The sequence below is a fragment of the Lysinibacillus parviboronicapiens genome, assembly GCF_003049605.2.
Classification (GTDB): domain Bacteria; phylum Bacillota; class Bacilli; order Bacillales_A; family Planococcaceae; genus Lysinibacillus; species Lysinibacillus parviboronicapiens.
Genome location: NZ_CP073713.1, coordinates 1,725,319 through 1,741,286, shown reverse-complemented (window position 1 = coordinate 1,741,286; position 15,968 = coordinate 1,725,319). Strand labels below are relative to the sequence as shown.

Here is a 15,968-nt window from a genome sequence, read left to right as displayed (position 1 = left end):
CTTTTAACAGGTTCGCTTTGGTCCTAATAGCTAGAAACTGAAACACTGGTTATTCGTTCATGATCTTCTTCATTTGCACTTGTTCTGTTGTCACTTCCAGCCCGTTTTCTAACAAATAATTTGTTACTGGATTACTAGCTAGAAAATTTACAGTCGCTATTTTTACGGGCTGATTAGTAATGCTATCTAGGAAGTACGGAATATAGTCTACACTACCTTGCCCAAGCACTTCGAGCTGATACAATACTAAACGCTCTAATTGACCGTCTTTAGCCCATAGTGATCGATACAGCATGTAACCCACCGCTTCATTTTCTAGGTTATAAAATACTTTAGCCTGTCCTTGCTTGTTACTGTGCCAACTACATTGCCATGGTACTTCTTGTTGATAAAAAGAAAGGTTTGAAAGCTGCTCTGGGTGTAATGTTTCTATCTGCATCTGTATGGGTTCCGTTACTTTGGTTTTAAACTCGCCACTTAGAAACAGCAAGCGATTCGCTATACGATAGCCATATTTTTCGTAGAGGGCAATTGCCTTACTATTATCAGTTATCGCTTCAAGTGTTGCTATTTCAACGCTTTCTCTTGCATAAACGGCCAATGTTTCTTCCATTAAAGCACGTGAAATGCCTGTTCCTCGATAGTCTGATGAGATACCTGTTCCACCATTCCATGATGTTTTTCTTCCATTTAAATGTCTAACACCATTCAAGACAATGCCGACAGGCTCATTACCATCAAACGCAACAAGGGAAAGCTTCGGAGACAGGCCTTCTCCTACGAGTCGGTTTAAAAACATCTCTTCGTCCATGGTAATCTGCACAAAATAACCTTCAAACCCTTTATTCCAAGCTTTTAAAACGTCCTCCAATGTACATTGTGATACGGTTTTTATTTCCATGTTGTCCCTCGATTCTCCTGAAGTTTCTGTTACTCACTGCTCGCTAGCTGTGCTAAATCTGCTAATGCCAACTGTTGCACGATTTCATAGCCATGTCCTTGCCCTTGAGGCTTTACAATCACGGTTCCTAAGTTTGAAATTTTGCCAAGCCCTATACCCGCGGGAAAGCTATGCGCAATAATCACTTTGTTCGTCCCCTGAGGTGGTTTTAATGCCAACACTGCCCGCAAATCCGTTAAGATTTTATGTTGTTCAGCGTTGGAAATATTTCCACCTAATTTAAAAATGTTATACCAAAAAGCATCAATTTGAACATTGATGTTGGGAAATGCTAACTGTGCCGTTTCGATTGTTCTACAAAAAGGGCTTGCAACAATTGGTGAGCTGATTGGTATTTGCAAATAGCGCAACATTTGTCCGTAATAGATTGCTTCACTTCGACCAAGCTCCGACAAATTTCTTTGCGTATTACAATTTTGAAAATTAAAATATGGCTGATCAGTCCCAACCTTTGCTTCTCCATGCCTTGCATATAAAATGAATCCGCCCTCTTTCAGTAAAGCCAGTAACGACTTTTCCAAATCCAACTTCCCTCCCCAATATTACCATTTAGACTACTACTAATGTATGAACCTTATTGTCTATAATGAATTTTTCTAAAGAAAAATTTATTGAAAAAAGCTTCCTAAACTTGTCTAGGAAGCTTGTGTTCTCTATTTACTTTAAAGGGATTTTGACAATGGCTGTCGTCTCTAATTCTTTTGTCGATTCAATTGAAATTCCCCCATGATATTTATTGACAATCTCTTTCACAATAAATAAACCTTGTCCTCTTATTTTTCCTTGCTGCGCTTTTTTAGTTGAATACCCTTGTCTAAATATATGGTCACACTCTATGATAGTCGGTCCTGTATTCTTAACCTTAAAGGCATACTGTGCTTCATCAGCCATACAACAAATTGTTATTTTACGTTGACCTTCCGGTAATTCTAATGTTGCATCAATCGCATTATCAATTAAGTTCGATAGTATTTTGATTAAATCTGTCGTCTTAATTTTATTAAACGCATCCTGAGAAACCGTAAAATCCATATAAATATTATGATTTTGTGCAGCTAGCTTTTTTGTCTGTAATAAGATAGACAGACCTGGATTATCTATATTTAACTTGAGCGTCTTTATGGCTTGAACTTCTTTTGAAAGAGAAGCTAGATATTGTTGTGCCTGATCGGGTTTCCCTAATTGAAGAAAACCATGTAAAACTTGAATATGATTGGTGAAATCATGTCTCAAAGACGACACCGAAGTGATTAATGTCTTAATTTCTGTTTGATATGTATCCTCCGTTACCTCTACTTCCTTTGCCACTTCTTTTTGATACCATCTCTGTAAAAAATAGAAGGAAGCGATTACGACTAATATAATGACACCATTAAAGATAAAGTTAAAAATATTATCTTTCAGAATTTTACCTTTGATACCATTCAGTGTATCCGCACTAATATCGATACCAAGGTAGGCAATAATCTTTCCATACTCATCTATTATTGGTGCGCCAACAGAAAGATAAGAACCATAAACTGAATCCTCAATGACACCTGTTACATATGTATGCCCCTCATAAGCTTGTCTGACTTGTTTTTCGGGTACAGTGCAAAGCTCACCTATGTCAAAACCATATGTTTGCTCCGGTGGTAGCCCAACTACCATTGCTGTTGACACTGTTGGGTTATCTATTTCCAAAGTATAGACAAATAAAGCGCCTAGCTTTTCTCTTGCATCATTTAAACTGTTTCTTAGTTTCCAATAATGTTCGTTCTTCACAGGGTCTTCTAGAAATTGCTTATATTCTTCTATATCAATCGACGAAGCAATGGAGATTGCCGCTTCAAGACTTTGGTTTGCGATAGACTCTTCCACCGTCTTTTTCAATTTTAAATAAGAAGTAAAGACATTTAAGCTTGTAAATAATAATAATAAGACTAATGATAATACTATAATTAATTTAATTTTACGTTTTTTCATGCAAACTGGTACTTCCTCATCTATTGATTTACCTAACTATTTCTGAATATACATGCCAGAAATATCTTCTCAACAATAATATTATACTATAATAAATCCCAAATTAACTTGCTGTTTTCTAAAGACATACCTTTATATCCTACTTTAAACTAGTGACAAAATCAATTTGTTATCAAATAGACAATAATTCATGCTCAAGACACAGAAATCCATACCAAAAAGAGAATAGTATCAAAACTATCATACCATTCTCTCATACATAAAGTGTAATTATTCTCAATAAATATCAAATATTAACTTTCTTTATAAATAATACCACTATCTTTTCAGGAAAGAGCCCTTTATTTTCTATATATTTTTTTCGTGACAATCACTATTCCCACGTTTACTTCTAATTTATGAGGGGAATAAACGACTGTTTTATAATTTTCGAAAAATATCGAAGACTGTCCATGCGTAACCCATCACGTAGCTAGAAGGTCAATAGAGACGCATGAGCGTGAACGAGCACGACAAAAATATAAAGGTAGCATATATGGCAATCAAACCATTGTAAAAACGTATGTTTGTATGTAATGTAAAAGCAGGATTTCCCTATAAAAAAAGGAAAAGCACGAGACCTAGCAGGAAGCGTTAGCGACCATGCGGCTCGTGCCTTACCCACGGAGAAAACAGCGGATTTCTACAAAAAATGTTGAAAGGAGCTGTTTTGAGCCCCTTTCCACCTGACCAAATCATTGAATTTAAGGTAAATCACAAACCGTGGTAATCATCATCATTGTTGTACAGAGCAAATTCACTATTCTTTTGTTCGGAATGTTTTACAGCACGTGTCAGACGATTGGTTTGCTTCTTCAGATTTGAACTGTAAATCAAAATCCGAAGCAAACTCTGTGTTATGTTTGCTGTCTAACTTGTAATCCATATCAATTTCAATTGCTTCCGCTCCGCAAATGTTTCCCTTGGCATGGAAAACACAATTTGAAACAGTACAGTTCACTTCTACATTTGGCATAGCTCTCCACCTCTTTCATGAAATAGGTCATGAAAAGTACAGAAAAGGCCTTTCCTTGCCTCATCCATACTCCTCAATACGTAGGTTGTCCATTTCATTTTTTTTTACAAGTGTAGCAGTAAATTAAAAATGAACAACCTGCACATCACTGAAATTGATAGGTATTTGCACCAATCATATTGAAGTGAAGCACTTGTTCAATGGTTGAAAAAGTAAAAGACCAGGCACTCGAATCCTGGTCTTAAAACGAAACCATGTATTAGTTCTTACTTGGTGCCCGTGTCTTATCTTGTGGATTTAAAAATTCAGGCCGTTTACTATATCCTTTTGGTGTTGCACGTACTAGAGATTTTTTAATATCTTGCCAATTAAACTCTGCTGCAATATTTAAGTATGGTACACCCAATACTCGAATATTTGCCGCATAAAGAATAATGAAGAACAGTGACATAAAGAAACCAAATAAACCCAAAAAGGCAGAGGCTATCACAATAATTAATCGGAAAATACTCATTGCCGTTACAAAGGATTGATTGACAAGTGTAAAGGCTGCAATACTTGAAATCGCAATTACTACAACCATGGAAGGGCTAGTGACCCCTGCTTTAATAGCAGCATCGCCAATTATTAATCCCCCCACAACACTCATTGTTCCACTGATGACAGATGGAAGACGTAAGTTAGCTTCACGGAATAATTCAAACATAAATAACATAAGTAGTATCTCTATAACGGTTGGAAATGGCAGTCCTGTTCTCGATTGAACAATAGTAGCTAACAGTAGCACCGGTAATTGCTCTTGATGAAATGTTGACAGGGCAAGCCAAAAACCTGGCATCAGTATACTGATTAAAATCGCTACTATGCGTAGCAATCTTTCCAAAGAGCTCACTACGATTGGATAATCATTATCTTCACCTATTTTAAATAGTAATAACATATTGGCAGGCGTAATGATGGCATATGACACGCCATCAATCAGAATGACAATCCGCCCTCGCGATAAAGCTTGCAATGCGAAGTCAGGGCGACCCGTATAGTCATGTCTCGGAAAAACTTTATCGTTTTTTTCAAGCCTTTCCATCAACAAATCTCCACTAAACACAACATCTATATCCACTTGGTTTAATTGATTTTTTATTATGCCCAGCATATTTTTATTTGCTATATCCTCAAAATATAAAACAGCAACTGTTGTTTTGGAACGCTTGCCAATTTCCATCGTCTCCACGCTCAATGAATTTGTAGGTATTCGTTTCCGTATTAAGGCAATATTAATAAAAACATCTTCAATGAAATCATCTCTCGGCCCTTTAACAATTAATTCAAGTCTTGTTTCTTCAGGTTTTCGATTTGGTTTATCGGCAATATTACTTGAAAACAGAAAGTTTTCTTTTTCAAAGTAAAGTAAAACATGGCCCGTATACACAAGTGTAATGGCATCCTCTTTGGTCTTTACTTTTTGAAGATTAGGAATGTGTAAATCCTTTAGAATGTTGTCTTCTTGCAATTCCGCTGATATATCTTCGAACAGAGATTGGAGTCTTTGAACTATGACGCTATTCAGTAGCTGCTGATCGATCATCGAATCACATGTAATAAAATGTACTTTGTGTTGATTGAAGTTATATTGTTCAAAAAGTACATCCGCAGAACGTTGAAACAGTTCTTTCAATGTTTTTATAGTGATTACCTGTTCCATTGATGTTCGTCATCTCCTACTTAGCCAGAAGTTAGTGCATAAATGAAAAGAGTATACATTTATACACTTACAAATATTTTTCCCATGAAATTTAATACTATGCAATAAAACGAAACATTCATCCATGGGATTTCCGGCGTTTAGGACATATTTGTAATACTATTTACGATTGGGTTCCCCCGATCATTTTTTTCAAATTCGCCATTTCAATAGCGGACATTGCTGCATCATAACCTTTATTACCCGATTTAGTACCAGCACGTTCGATTGCTTGCTCGATATTTTCAGTTGTCACAATTCCAAAAATAACTGGAACATTTGTGGAAAGCGATACGCTCGCAATACCTTTGGCAGATTCGTTACACACATAGTCATAATGTGTTGTAGAGCCACGAATGACTGTTCCTAACCCGATGATGGCATCATATTTCTTAGTGTCTGCTAGTTGTTTAGCAATAAATGGCACTTCAAATGCACCTGGCACCCATGCAACATCTATCAAATCTTCAGGTACGCCATGACGTTTTAGCCCATCCATTGCGCCATCTAATAATTTACTTGTAATAAATTCATTGAATCGCCCTACTACTACTGCGATTTTTAAGTCTGTGCCGATTAATTGTGCTTCAAAAGTTTTTCCCATCATTGTTGCCCCTCTTCTAAACTGTTATTGTATTTGCTACACTTATTTGTTTGCGTCGATATGTCGCTAAAGCCTCAATTGAAATCATTTTCAAATGATGTTTTTTTGCATAGTGAACGAGGTCGTTAAAACGCAGCATTTCGCCATTATCCCCCATGATTTCACAGATAATGCCTACTTGAATACTGTTGCACAGTCTCGCTAAATCGATAGTAGCCTCGGTATGTCCTCTGCGTTCTAAGACACCATTGTCTTTCGCAATTAGCGGGAAAACATGCCCCGGTCTACGAAAATCAGCGGCTTGCGTTTGAGGTTCAAGCATTTTTTGAATGGTCATTGCCCGTTCATAGGCACTAATGCCGGTTGTTGTATTCTTGTAATCAATGCTAACGGTGAATGCTGTTTGATGATTATCAGTATTGTTGACCACCATTGGTTGCAACGCTAATTTTTGAGCGACTTGCTGTGAAACTGGCGTACAAATGAGCCCTCTACCATATGTCGCCATAAAGTTTATGGTTTCAGGCGTCATAAACTCCGCAAGTGCCAGTAGGTCCCCTTCATTTTCACGATCTTCATCATCCACCACGACAATCATTTTGCCTTGTTTTAAATCCTCTAATGCTTCTTCAATTGAATGTAACAATTGATCGCCTCCTAAAATCCATGTTTCGCTAAATACTCGCGCGTTATTGCGGATGTTGCCTGACCACGCTGTAGCTGATGAATAATGTATTTACCAACCAAATCGGTCTCTATATTGACGGATGCACCAACATTTTTCATACCTAAAATCGTTTCCTTGTACGTATGAGGAATTAGTGAAACGGTGACACTGTTCTGTTCAACATGAAAGAGCGTCAAACTCGTACCGTCGATTGTAATAGAGCCCTTTGGTATACAATAGCTCGACAATTCCTGCGAGAGTGCAATATCAATGTAAACGGCATTTGCCATCGGTCGCTTGCATAAAATTTTTCCCACACCATCAACATGCCCAGACACAAAATGACCACCAAAACGCCCATCTGCCGGCATGGCCCGCTCTAAATTCACCGCATCGCCAACTGTGAGCTGTACTAAGTTTGTAGCTTTCACCGTTTCAGGCATCACGTCCATCGTCAGCTCTTGCTCATTAAATTGCGTCACCGTTAAACAGACACCATTGACCGCAATACTATCACCAAGCCTCACATCATCTACTATCTTTGGAGAAATAACTGTTATTTTCATACTTTGCTTATTGTTTTGCAAGGTTTTAATGACGCCAACATCCTCTATAATCCCTGTAAACATTTTGTCACCCACCTTCTCTTCTATAATTCGATGATTCGATTGCTATCCGTCACTTCAGCGGTTCTATCCGTCACTTCGATAGTCCTATCAGCCAATCCTTCTAAAAAAACAAAAAACCCCTTTCAAGTAAGGGGTTTGGGAGATTTAATACGATAAGACGTCAACAAATAAACCTAAGAAATATCACAATTTTTAATAGGTTGCCATCTCATTGTTCTTCTCCCATCCAGACTATAACTGTCGGTTTTGGATTTGCACCAAATCAGCTTGCGCTCACGGACTTTGAATTGCTTCATCACCGCCGATTGGGAATTTCACCCGACCCCGAAGAACATTTCACGCTATTTAATTTTAGCTAACTACTATCGTTCCTGTTAGTAGGAACAAAAAAACTCCCCAACGAAGATGATGGGAAGTGAATTTATAAAAGCGTACGCAAATAGACCTTATAAACTCATACGAATTTAAAAAGCTTACACTTTTACCCTTCTCCCATCCAGACTATAACTGTCGGTTTTGGATTTGCACCAAATCAGCTTGCGCTCACGGACTTTGAATTGCTTCATCACCGCCGATTGGGAATTTCACCCTACCCCGAAGAATATTTTTATTTAGCTAGTTCTTACGATAACACTATTTTATTTTAATATCTACATTTCACCAAAAATTTTTTAGCTAACAGTGCTATTACATTTAAAACGGCTTGGTCATAAGTGAAGACAAAAACAGCCACATCCCTGGTCAAAAGAAAGCGCAAAGCGATCCTTCCCCAAAGATGTGACTGACTAACAATTAGCTAACCGAGGAGTAGCTCAGTTACTTGATTTATAAAGTAAAACAGGATTTTACACCGTTAAACTGCCATCTACTGTGATCACGGCCCCAGCCATGAAGCTTGATTTATCAGAAGCTAGGAATAATACAGCTTCTGCCACTTCTTCTGGCTCACCATGACGCCCCATGCGTACACGCGACATTTCTTCTGGCACATACCCTGATTTTTCAAGTGTTTCACCAACGCTTTTGAACAGTGGTGTAACGATTCCTCCAGGACATACGGCATTAATACGAATACCCTTATTGGCGAATTCTATCGCTGCCCCCTTCGTTAAGCCGATGACAGCATGTTTACTAGCAGAATAAACAGCGATACTGTGCTCTGGACGAATTCCAGCAGAAGAAGCCGTATTTATAATTGCTCCTTTTCCTTGCTTTTCCATTACAGGAATGACATATTTCATACCAAGGAAAATTCCTTTCACATTAATATCCATAATCCGATCATACTCTTCCATTTCAACAGTGGTGAAGGGTGCAAACTTTTGGATAATGCCTGCGTTATTGAAAAATACATCAATACGACCATAAGTATCCACAGTTTGATTTACATAATTTTCAACATCTTCTACCTTTGAAACATCCGCTTTGATAAACAGACCTTCTCCACCATGATTACGAATCAGCGCAAGCGTTTCTTCCCCTGTCACTTCGTTAAAATCAACTACTACGACTTTGTAGCCATGTTCGGCAAATTTAATACTAGTAGCTCTTCCAATTCCACTACCTGCTCCAGTAATTACAACAATTCGATTTTCATTAGACATATCTATATTCCTCTTTTCATATGGTTTTTGTTTTTAAATCTATATTACTATGGCCACTATTTTGAATTTGGAGGCCCTCTCGGCATATTCAGCATATTGTTAATTGTTCAGCAATAGCGACTGTTTGTCATTTTGTGATTTAGCACTCACATAGTCATCATAATTACCATTAAATACAATGACTCCAGTTGCCTGTAATTCCAACATTTTATTGGCCAATTTATTAAGAAAATAACGATCATGTGATATAAAAAATAGTGTGCCCTCATAATTTAATAGTGCTTGTTCTAATACCTCTTTACTATACAAATCTAAATGATTTGTTGGTTCGTCCATCATGAGCACATTCGCTTTTTGCAACATCAACTTAGCTAACGCCACACGTGCTTTTTCACCACCGCTCAGCGATGCTATTTTTTTAAAGACATCCTCACTAGTAAACAAGAAATTCCCAAGTACCGAACGAATACTGGCTTCTTCGATATGGGGAAACCTACTCCAAACCTCATTTAAGACCGTATTATCTGGATGTAACGTGGCTTGTTCCTGATCATAATAGCCAATCGATACACCATGCCCCCACTCAATAACACCACTGTCTGGTTGATAGTCCTTTAGTAAAGTCTTCAACAGTGTTGACTTTCCAATTCCATTTGGACCTATTAATGCTACCTTGTCACCCCGCTGTAGCTGGAAATTTATATGTTGCATGAGCGACTTTTGCTCATAATTTTCTCTAAAGGAGATGCTGATATCGCGAACCTGTAACACATCTTTATGGGATGTTTTCTCCAACGGGAAGGACAACTGTAGCAGTTTTAGGTTTTTGAGTGGTTGCTCTAATCGCTTCACTCTCTCAAGCTGCTTACGCTTATTTTTTGCACTTTTAGAAGACGTTGCCATTGTAATATTACGTCGGATGTAATCTTCCATTTTTCCAATTTGTTGCTGCTGTAAGTCATATTTTTTTGCGTGAATCGCACGATTTTTCACTTTACTCTCCACATATTTCGAGTAATTACCTGTATATCGCCTCGCTTCTGTTCGTTCAATTTCATAAATCACGTTAACAAGGGTATCTAAAAAGTAGCGATCATGTGAAACGACTAGAATAGCGCCTGGATATGAACGTAAATAGCCTTCTAACCAAGTTAAAGTAGTAAAATCCAAATGGTTAGTCGGCTCATCCAGCATCAGTAAATCTGGTTGCTGCAGCAAAATTTTAGCGAGTGCAAGTCTCGTTTTCTGGCCGCCACTTAACTTATGAATCTGGGTATTCATGGATCTATTTTGAAAGCCCATGCCACTTAACATACGCCTGATTTTCCCTTCTATTTCATATCCACCTTGTTCCATGAACCATTGTGATTTTGTTGCATAGCGATTCATTATGTCGTCAAACTTTACGGCGTTACCCTCCAAAGAAGGATCACTCATAGTCTTTTCCAACTGTCGCAGCTGTTTCTCAACTTCGAGCAACTCGGCAAAGACATTTAACATTTCACACCAAATAGTATTGTCCATTTGTAGTCCACTATGTTGACGCAAATAGCCAATTTTCATTGCTTTCCCAATACTGATTTCCCCTTGATCAGAGGGTGTATCGCCAGCAATAATTTTTAGTAAGGTTGATTTACCCGCTCCATTGACACCAACAAGACCAATTTTTTCCCCTCGTTCTATTTTCATTGAAATATTGGACAAAATCGTTTCGCCCAAGTAACTTTTACAAATTCCTTTTAAGTGCAGTAACATCTTTATCACTCTTTCCTTATAAAAATTCATCCGTTCTTTCTCCAAGCTCTCAAGCTCAAAAAATAAAAGGACATATAAGGTTACACATCTCTTTTCCACTCCTTTAAAACACAAAAAGACGCCGAATATCGGCGCCTTCAAATTGCTTAAACTATATAAAGTATGGGCAGTAAACTTACAATAGCACGCAACAAGGCGCCGTACAGAACCGGCGCCTTGTTGTGTAAATATTGATTCACATATGTCTATGCTACAAATGCTAAATCATGAAGGCAAAGTGCTTCGGTAACTGTTTTCGATATGAAATTTGCTTAAAAAAGGGCAGACTTCTCCCTTAGCAAGCAAATTCACTGAATACAGGCATAATTTTACTTCTTTTTCCATCAGACCATTTCTGAATACAGTTTCCATCGCTTTTGCCTCCTTTCGAACGTTAATAGTATTTACTAATCTAACATATGTCTATAAAAAAAACAATCTACCAACTATCGTTTGTCGGTATGGTACTATCGGGCACTAGCGAATATACTACAAAATTGTTCGTTTCCGTAAGTTACTCAAATGGCATCGCACTACTGCCTTGTCCGTATCGTACGCAATGTGACTCCATCGGAAATCCCGCTAACTAGATACTAGAAACCGAAGGGGCTAGTTGATACGACCGCATTTTCAGTGCCTGCTTATAATGCTTTTTCCCTCCTCAACATCATCCCATTATTCGACCGTTTAGCTATTGGTCTGTAAAGATGTAAAAATGCGATAGGGATACACCTTTACCGAATTAATCTTTAAGCATATAAATAAGAAAGCTTGCATCATACTAGTAAGCATGTAATTCTAGACGAGAGGATGACCATTTATTTCACGGAATACGTAACATATTTAGCTAAAAAACGTCTCTACAACTAAATCACAAAGGAGAAAATTTTAAAAAATGAAACATATAATATTTGATTTCGATGGCACGCTAGCAGACTCTACTGCTGTGTTCGCCTCTGCATGGAATATCATCGCAAAAAAATATCAATACCGAGAAATTCAATTGGAAGAAATAGAATCATTGAAGAAATTGTCCATCGCGGAGCGCAGCAAGTTATTTAACTTTCCAATGTATAAGCTACCAACGATACTCCCCCAATTTTACCGTTACTATCGGCAGTCACTAAAGGATGTCATACTTATTGATGGTATGAAAAATGTGCTAAAGGAAATTGTCAACAAGGGCTATACAATTGCCATTATCTCCTCTAATTCTAAAGATAATATTTTAGAGTTTTTAAAGATGAACGGTATCGATAATATCTCAAATGTATTGTGTTCGAGTCGCATCTTTGGCAAAGATAAAATTATAAAAAAATACATCAAAGAGGCGAATTTAAAAACATCAGATGTTTTATATATTGGGGATGAGCATCGTGATATAGTCGCTTGTAAAAAAGTTGGCATTCCAATTATTTGGGTTAGTTGGGGATATGATTCCATTGAAGTAGTGCAATCAGAGAAACCTGATTACCAAGTATTTTCTCCAGTTGAAATATTAGATATCGTCTAAAGTTAGTTTCTATTTTATTTCACCTAAAACTATCAAAAGGATAATAGTGAATAGTACTAATTCTCTATTATCCTTGTATAAACAATATTATTATTTAACTTCACTAATATGCATGAGCTTTTCAGCAGCTGTATTGATGCCTATATAGGCGGCATTTAATTCGTGCATGCTTGCAGAAAATTGCTGTGTAAAAACAGTAATCTGATTCGCCGATTCATTGACCTTATCAATAGATTGTTTTATGCTTCCTAGCTGATTTGTAATACTATCGGCACTTTCCGTGCTGCTTTGTGACATTTTTTGAATTTCTGAGGCTACTACTGCAAAGCCCCTTCCGTGCTCACCCGAACGAGCAGCTTCGATCGATGCGTTTAATCCGAGAATTTTTGATTTCATCGCCAAATCTTTTACTAAATCGACGATGGAATTTATTTGTTGGATATCACCAGTCATAGACTCCGAGAACTTAGACAGCTCCGCCAAACGATTGGACACGTCTACACTTGCAGCTGTTAACTCTTCATTTGTTGCAGTCATCTCTTCCACAGAACTTGATAACTCGCTTGCTAATAAACGCATATTATCCATTTTTTCATTCGACATTACTGCACTGACAACACCAATTACTTTTCCGTCATCAAAAATGGGTTGTGCAATAGAAATATATGCTACACCAAATCCTTCTGGTCCTCGCTCTTCTCTTATATATTTCCCCGTAGAAAGTGCCTTTTCTGTCGTCGTTCCATGATACTTCTCTATGCGTTCACCAACAGTAATCTTCAAATCCACTTGTTTCCCTGGTTTGTATGCTAGGATTTTCTCTTTATCTGCCACAATAACACAAGTATCTTCTGGATATGTCGCCTGGTAAAGATCAATAACATCGATTGCTGCCTGTAATTTCGAATGCATGCGTTATCCCTCTTTATCTGATATTTTTATTTAAAGCATTCCAGTTTGCATAGGAGGGTTCATCCCTTTATCGCTAACTGTGTGGTACGCATCAATTATCCGTGAAAGTGGTTGTAAAACGCCGCATTCAATCAAATAATCGTTAAGTCTCACAGCTGTAAAATCGACCTATATTATACTAAAATACCTCAATTTAACTATATCATGGTCAAACAAAAAAGACACCTTCGACAGCAGTGTCTTCCACCAGCAACTAAGGATTTTTCAAAAATTCTTCATATTTCTGCGAGGTTCTAACTTCCACCGTAAGAAAATCTTTCCCATAGAGCGTTGTGATTAAAAACGGCACATCACTGGTGTTTTGAAACCGGAAATCTAATCCTCCATAGGACACAGTAGCATCTCTTCCTTTTGGTACATACCCTATATCTAAGGAATGATGATGTCGTTCTACAAATTTTACAGGAATTTGATCAACCGCATTAAAAAGCGTCGAGGATGTTTGGCAAATGCCTCCTCCAATACCCATAACCACTTTCTTATTGATGATTTCAGGTGCAGGTTGATAGCCATTTGCTTCGTCTCTTGGACCGACCACCGTATTAAAGGAGAAGTAATCGCCACTGCCGACAATGACATTATTTATGGCCTTTGCAGAAAGTTCAATATTCTTGTTCCTACCTACATCTGAGGAATTGAAGTACGTGGTAAAGGATGCAACAACTACATCTTCTAAATAAGGAATATCCGCTAGATAATATCCACTTTCCGAAACATATAGCGGCATTTCCACATTTCCGCCGCTTGCTGATACAGCCATTACCTTTTCCACCAATTCACTTTCCTTCAAAAGCACCTGTGGATTTCCTTTAATGATGTGACCATTAGCACCAATTCGATCGAGTACCATTCGCTTATCATAGCCCGCTTCTGTCTCAGTCCCTCTTGCAAGCTCTTTCGCTAGTTGTTCAATCTTCTTTTTATACGTTGCAACATCTTCCTTATAACCTAAATCTTTCGGTGATAAGGTTTGTATGATATCCATTGTATTGGGGTCAACAATATTTACGACTACAGGCGCTGTTTCTTGCGTTTCCTTTTGCTCGGCAGTAACTGGCTCCTGTAAGCCATCGAGTTGTTGCTGTAATTCTTTTTCTTTCTCCGATCTCCCCTGACAACCCGCCAAACCAATGACACATACAAGGCACATTGTAGCTATCCACTTTCTTTTCACGTTCTAAACACCTACCTCTACGGTACTTCTACAGAGACATCTTATTCATGTATTGATAGTAGTGTGTTTATTTTCAGTGATTTTTATTTATATTTACCTATATTGCATTTTTTCGGCTTGTTCACTTTCTATTGCTTCAAGAACAAGTAACCGCAATCGTATAGGGATCGCAATATTTTAAACGTTCGTTATTTTCTTACTTTATTGACACATCTGCAAGTGTGGCAATGTAATCATTACTCCAATGCGTAATTGGAACGTCTTGGATGGTACTCGTTCCATTTGTTGTTATTCCAAATGCACGTACTAGTATTTTCGCAACTGTGCACGTGTTATATTGGCATTTGGATTAAATGCACCATTTGACCCGTCCACAATGCCTGCTTGCTGAGTATTAGCAGGTGATAGCATGAATGCCGATATGGCGTTACAGGCTACGAAAACAAAACAGCCTTTTTGGATGCTCGTTTACGCACGATTATTATTATTGAAGGAACAACATGAAGATGCCTTAACAATTTGTTATTCAAGTAAAAACAAAGGCACAACAGGATACACAAATTGCCACTATTATTGAAGCAACTGTTCTTGAGACACTATGTCATCTTAAACTTGGCAACACCGATTTGGCATTAGATATTTTACGTGAAGCATTGGCACAAGGAGCACCCTATTATTATATTCGGACCTTTTTAGATGAAAAAGAGATTCAGCCTCTTTTAAACAGCTATTTTAACATGTTACAAGATAATCGAATGACCAAATGGCAACCTCTTTCCCTGTATTATTTGCAGCATCTGCAAGTCGAGGACACAGGTAGCAGTGAATTAGACCATTGACAACACCACATGAACAAGAAGTGTTTGATTTATTAGCTGACGGTGAAACGAACCGTGAAATCGCGCAAAGGCTGAATTTATCAGAGGGGACAGTCCGTGTTTACTTATCAACCATTTATAGTAAACTCGGTATCAATTCAAGAGCAAAGGCAATTCTTATAAAGAAAAATAAAATCCAGTGAAACATGAACAAAGTACTTGGACGTTGCTACTTTCACAAAGAGATGCTCCGTTAAAATGACGCTCGTTATATGTAAATGCTACAACCTGTCCTCGTGTTATTAGCACAGTGCACCAAAGTTGTCGTTATACTCAAGCTATCGCAATCTAGTTAGAGCTGAAATACGTTTTCTGTACATTCCAAACAGGTATGTTTCGGTAAATCAGTTGTTTGGCGATGATAGGATTGTGAGCTTTCACTCAATTGCGTTTCTAAAATGAACAAAGGCTGTTCCACTATCAGTATATACTGACAGTGGAACAGCCCTTG

Annotated in this window: 18 protein-coding genes and 2 riboswitches; of the genes, 4 read left to right on the top strand and 14 right to left on the bottom strand. The window is 37.8% G+C overall.

All coding sequences use genetic code 11. The features are described from left to right. Nucleotides 1-49: 49 nt before the first annotated feature. The 11 genes from C9J31_RS08195 to C9J31_RS08145 all read right to left on the bottom strand — a co-directional run bounded on the left by C9J31_RS08195 (nucleotide 50) and on the right by C9J31_RS08145 (nucleotide 11,352). The gene (locus tag C9J31_RS08195; RefSeq protein ID WP_107951430.1) at nucleotides 50-901 is read right to left on the bottom strand and encodes a GNAT family N-acetyltransferase; all 852 of its coding nucleotides are present in this window, start codon (nucleotides 899-901) and stop codon (nucleotides 50-52) included. A 29-nt stretch (nucleotides 902-930) separates the two neighbouring features. After that, entirely contained in the window at nucleotides 931-1,482 is a 552-nt protein-coding gene (locus tag C9J31_RS08190; protein WP_107951431.1) for a histidine phosphatase family protein, read from the bottom strand. A 136-nt stretch (nucleotides 1,483-1,618) separates the two neighbouring features. Further along, nucleotides 1,619-2,926, bottom strand: a complete 1,308-nt coding sequence (locus tag C9J31_RS08185) for a Spo0B domain-containing protein (RefSeq protein WP_107951432.1) — start codon at nucleotides 2,924-2,926, stop codon at nucleotides 1,619-1,621. 799 nt (nucleotides 2,927-3,725) lie between these two features. Continuing rightward, complete coding sequence (locus C9J31_RS08180; RefSeq protein ID WP_054769961.1) at nucleotides 3,726-3,941, bottom strand: DUF1540 domain-containing protein; 216 nt, start codon at nucleotides 3,939-3,941, stop codon at nucleotides 3,726-3,728. Between the two features lie 259 nt (nucleotides 3,942-4,200). Further along, nucleotides 4,201-5,643 (bottom strand): spore germination protein, encoded by a 1,443-nt coding sequence (locus C9J31_RS08175; protein ID WP_107926893.1) that lies wholly within the window; start codon nucleotides 5,641-5,643, stop codon nucleotides 4,201-4,203. 163 nt (nucleotides 5,644-5,806) lie between these two features. Further along, on the bottom strand, nucleotides 5,807-6,286 hold the full coding sequence (gene ribH / locus C9J31_RS08170) for a 6,7-dimethyl-8-ribityllumazine synthase (protein ID WP_107926901.1): 480 nt from the start codon (nucleotides 6,284-6,286) through the stop codon (nucleotides 5,807-5,809). A gap of 16 nt (nucleotides 6,287-6,302) precedes the next feature. After that, the gene (gene ribB, locus C9J31_RS08165) at nucleotides 6,303-6,932 is read right to left on the bottom strand and encodes a 3,4-dihydroxy-2-butanone-4-phosphate synthase (RefSeq protein ID WP_107951433.1); all 630 of its coding nucleotides are present in this window, start codon (nucleotides 6,930-6,932) and stop codon (nucleotides 6,303-6,305) included. An 11-nt stretch (nucleotides 6,933-6,943) separates the two neighbouring features. Next, the gene (gene ribE / locus C9J31_RS08160; RefSeq protein WP_107951434.1) at nucleotides 6,944-7,582 is read right to left on the bottom strand and encodes a riboflavin synthase; all 639 of its coding nucleotides are present in this window, start codon (nucleotides 7,580-7,582) and stop codon (nucleotides 6,944-6,946) included. 210 nt (nucleotides 7,583-7,792) lie between these two features. After that, nucleotides 7,793-7,918: riboswitch (FMN riboswitch) on the bottom strand. A gap of 144 nt (nucleotides 7,919-8,062) precedes the next feature. Beyond that, nucleotides 8,063-8,188, bottom strand: a riboswitch (FMN riboswitch). A 239-nt stretch (nucleotides 8,189-8,427) separates the two neighbouring features. After that, a complete protein-coding gene (locus C9J31_RS08155) occupies nucleotides 8,428-9,186 on the bottom strand; it encodes an SDR family NAD(P)-dependent oxidoreductase (RefSeq protein WP_107951435.1) in 759 nt (252 codons plus the stop codon). 99 nt (nucleotides 9,187-9,285) lie between these two features. Next, entirely contained in the window at nucleotides 9,286-10,941 is a 1,656-nt protein-coding gene (locus C9J31_RS08150) for an ABC-F family ATP-binding cassette domain-containing protein (RefSeq protein WP_107951463.1), read from the bottom strand. A 264-nt stretch (nucleotides 10,942-11,205) separates the two neighbouring features. Next, entirely contained in the window at nucleotides 11,206-11,352 is a 147-nt protein-coding gene (locus C9J31_RS08145; protein ID WP_167396037.1) for a hypothetical protein, read from the bottom strand. 523 nt (nucleotides 11,353-11,875) lie between these two features. Between C9J31_RS08145 and C9J31_RS08140 the strand changes: the two genes are divergently transcribed. Continuing rightward, nucleotides 11,876-12,493 (top strand): HAD-IA family hydrolase, encoded by a 618-nt coding sequence (locus C9J31_RS08140; RefSeq protein WP_107926897.1) that lies wholly within the window; start codon nucleotides 11,876-11,878, stop codon nucleotides 12,491-12,493. Between the two features lie 90 nt (nucleotides 12,494-12,583). Here the strand turns inward: C9J31_RS08140 and C9J31_RS08135 are convergent, their stop codons facing one another. The 3 genes from C9J31_RS08135 to C9J31_RS24235 all read right to left on the bottom strand — a co-directional run bounded on the left by C9J31_RS08135 (nucleotide 12,584) and on the right by C9J31_RS24235 (nucleotide 15,050). Beyond that, complete coding sequence (locus C9J31_RS08135) at nucleotides 12,584-13,405, bottom strand: methyl-accepting chemotaxis protein (RefSeq protein ID WP_107951436.1); 822 nt, start codon at nucleotides 13,403-13,405, stop codon at nucleotides 12,584-12,586. A 253-nt stretch (nucleotides 13,406-13,658) separates the two neighbouring features. After that, a complete protein-coding gene (locus C9J31_RS08130) occupies nucleotides 13,659-14,639 on the bottom strand; it encodes a VanW family protein (protein ID WP_107951437.1) in 981 nt (326 codons plus the stop codon). 306 nt (nucleotides 14,640-14,945) lie between these two features. Further along, nucleotides 14,946-15,050, bottom strand: a complete 105-nt coding sequence (locus C9J31_RS24235; RefSeq protein ID WP_107951438.1) for an S-layer homology domain-containing protein — start codon at nucleotides 15,048-15,050, stop codon at nucleotides 14,946-14,948. Between C9J31_RS24235 and C9J31_RS08120 the strand changes: the two genes are divergently transcribed. From C9J31_RS08120 to C9J31_RS08110, 3 genes are read left to right on the top strand one after another with little or no spacing between them, the layout of a single operon-like run. Beyond that, nucleotides 15,049-15,216, top strand: coding sequence for a hypothetical protein (locus tag C9J31_RS08120; RefSeq protein WP_193767180.1), 168 nt, complete (start codon nucleotides 15,049-15,051; stop codon nucleotides 15,214-15,216). The genes C9J31_RS24235 and C9J31_RS08120 overlap by 2 nt on opposite strands. Nucleotides 15,217-15,265: 49 nt before the next feature. Beyond that, entirely contained in the window at nucleotides 15,266-15,478 is a 213-nt protein-coding gene (locus tag C9J31_RS08115; protein WP_107951439.1) for a hypothetical protein, read from the top strand. Beyond that, the gene (locus tag C9J31_RS08110; protein ID WP_193767181.1) at nucleotides 15,475-15,660 is read left to right on the top strand and encodes a response regulator transcription factor; all 186 of its coding nucleotides are present in this window, start codon (nucleotides 15,475-15,477) and stop codon (nucleotides 15,658-15,660) included. Before C9J31_RS08115 ends, C9J31_RS08110 begins: the two co-directional genes overlap by 4 nt. Nucleotides 15,661-15,968: the final 308 nt, after the last annotated feature.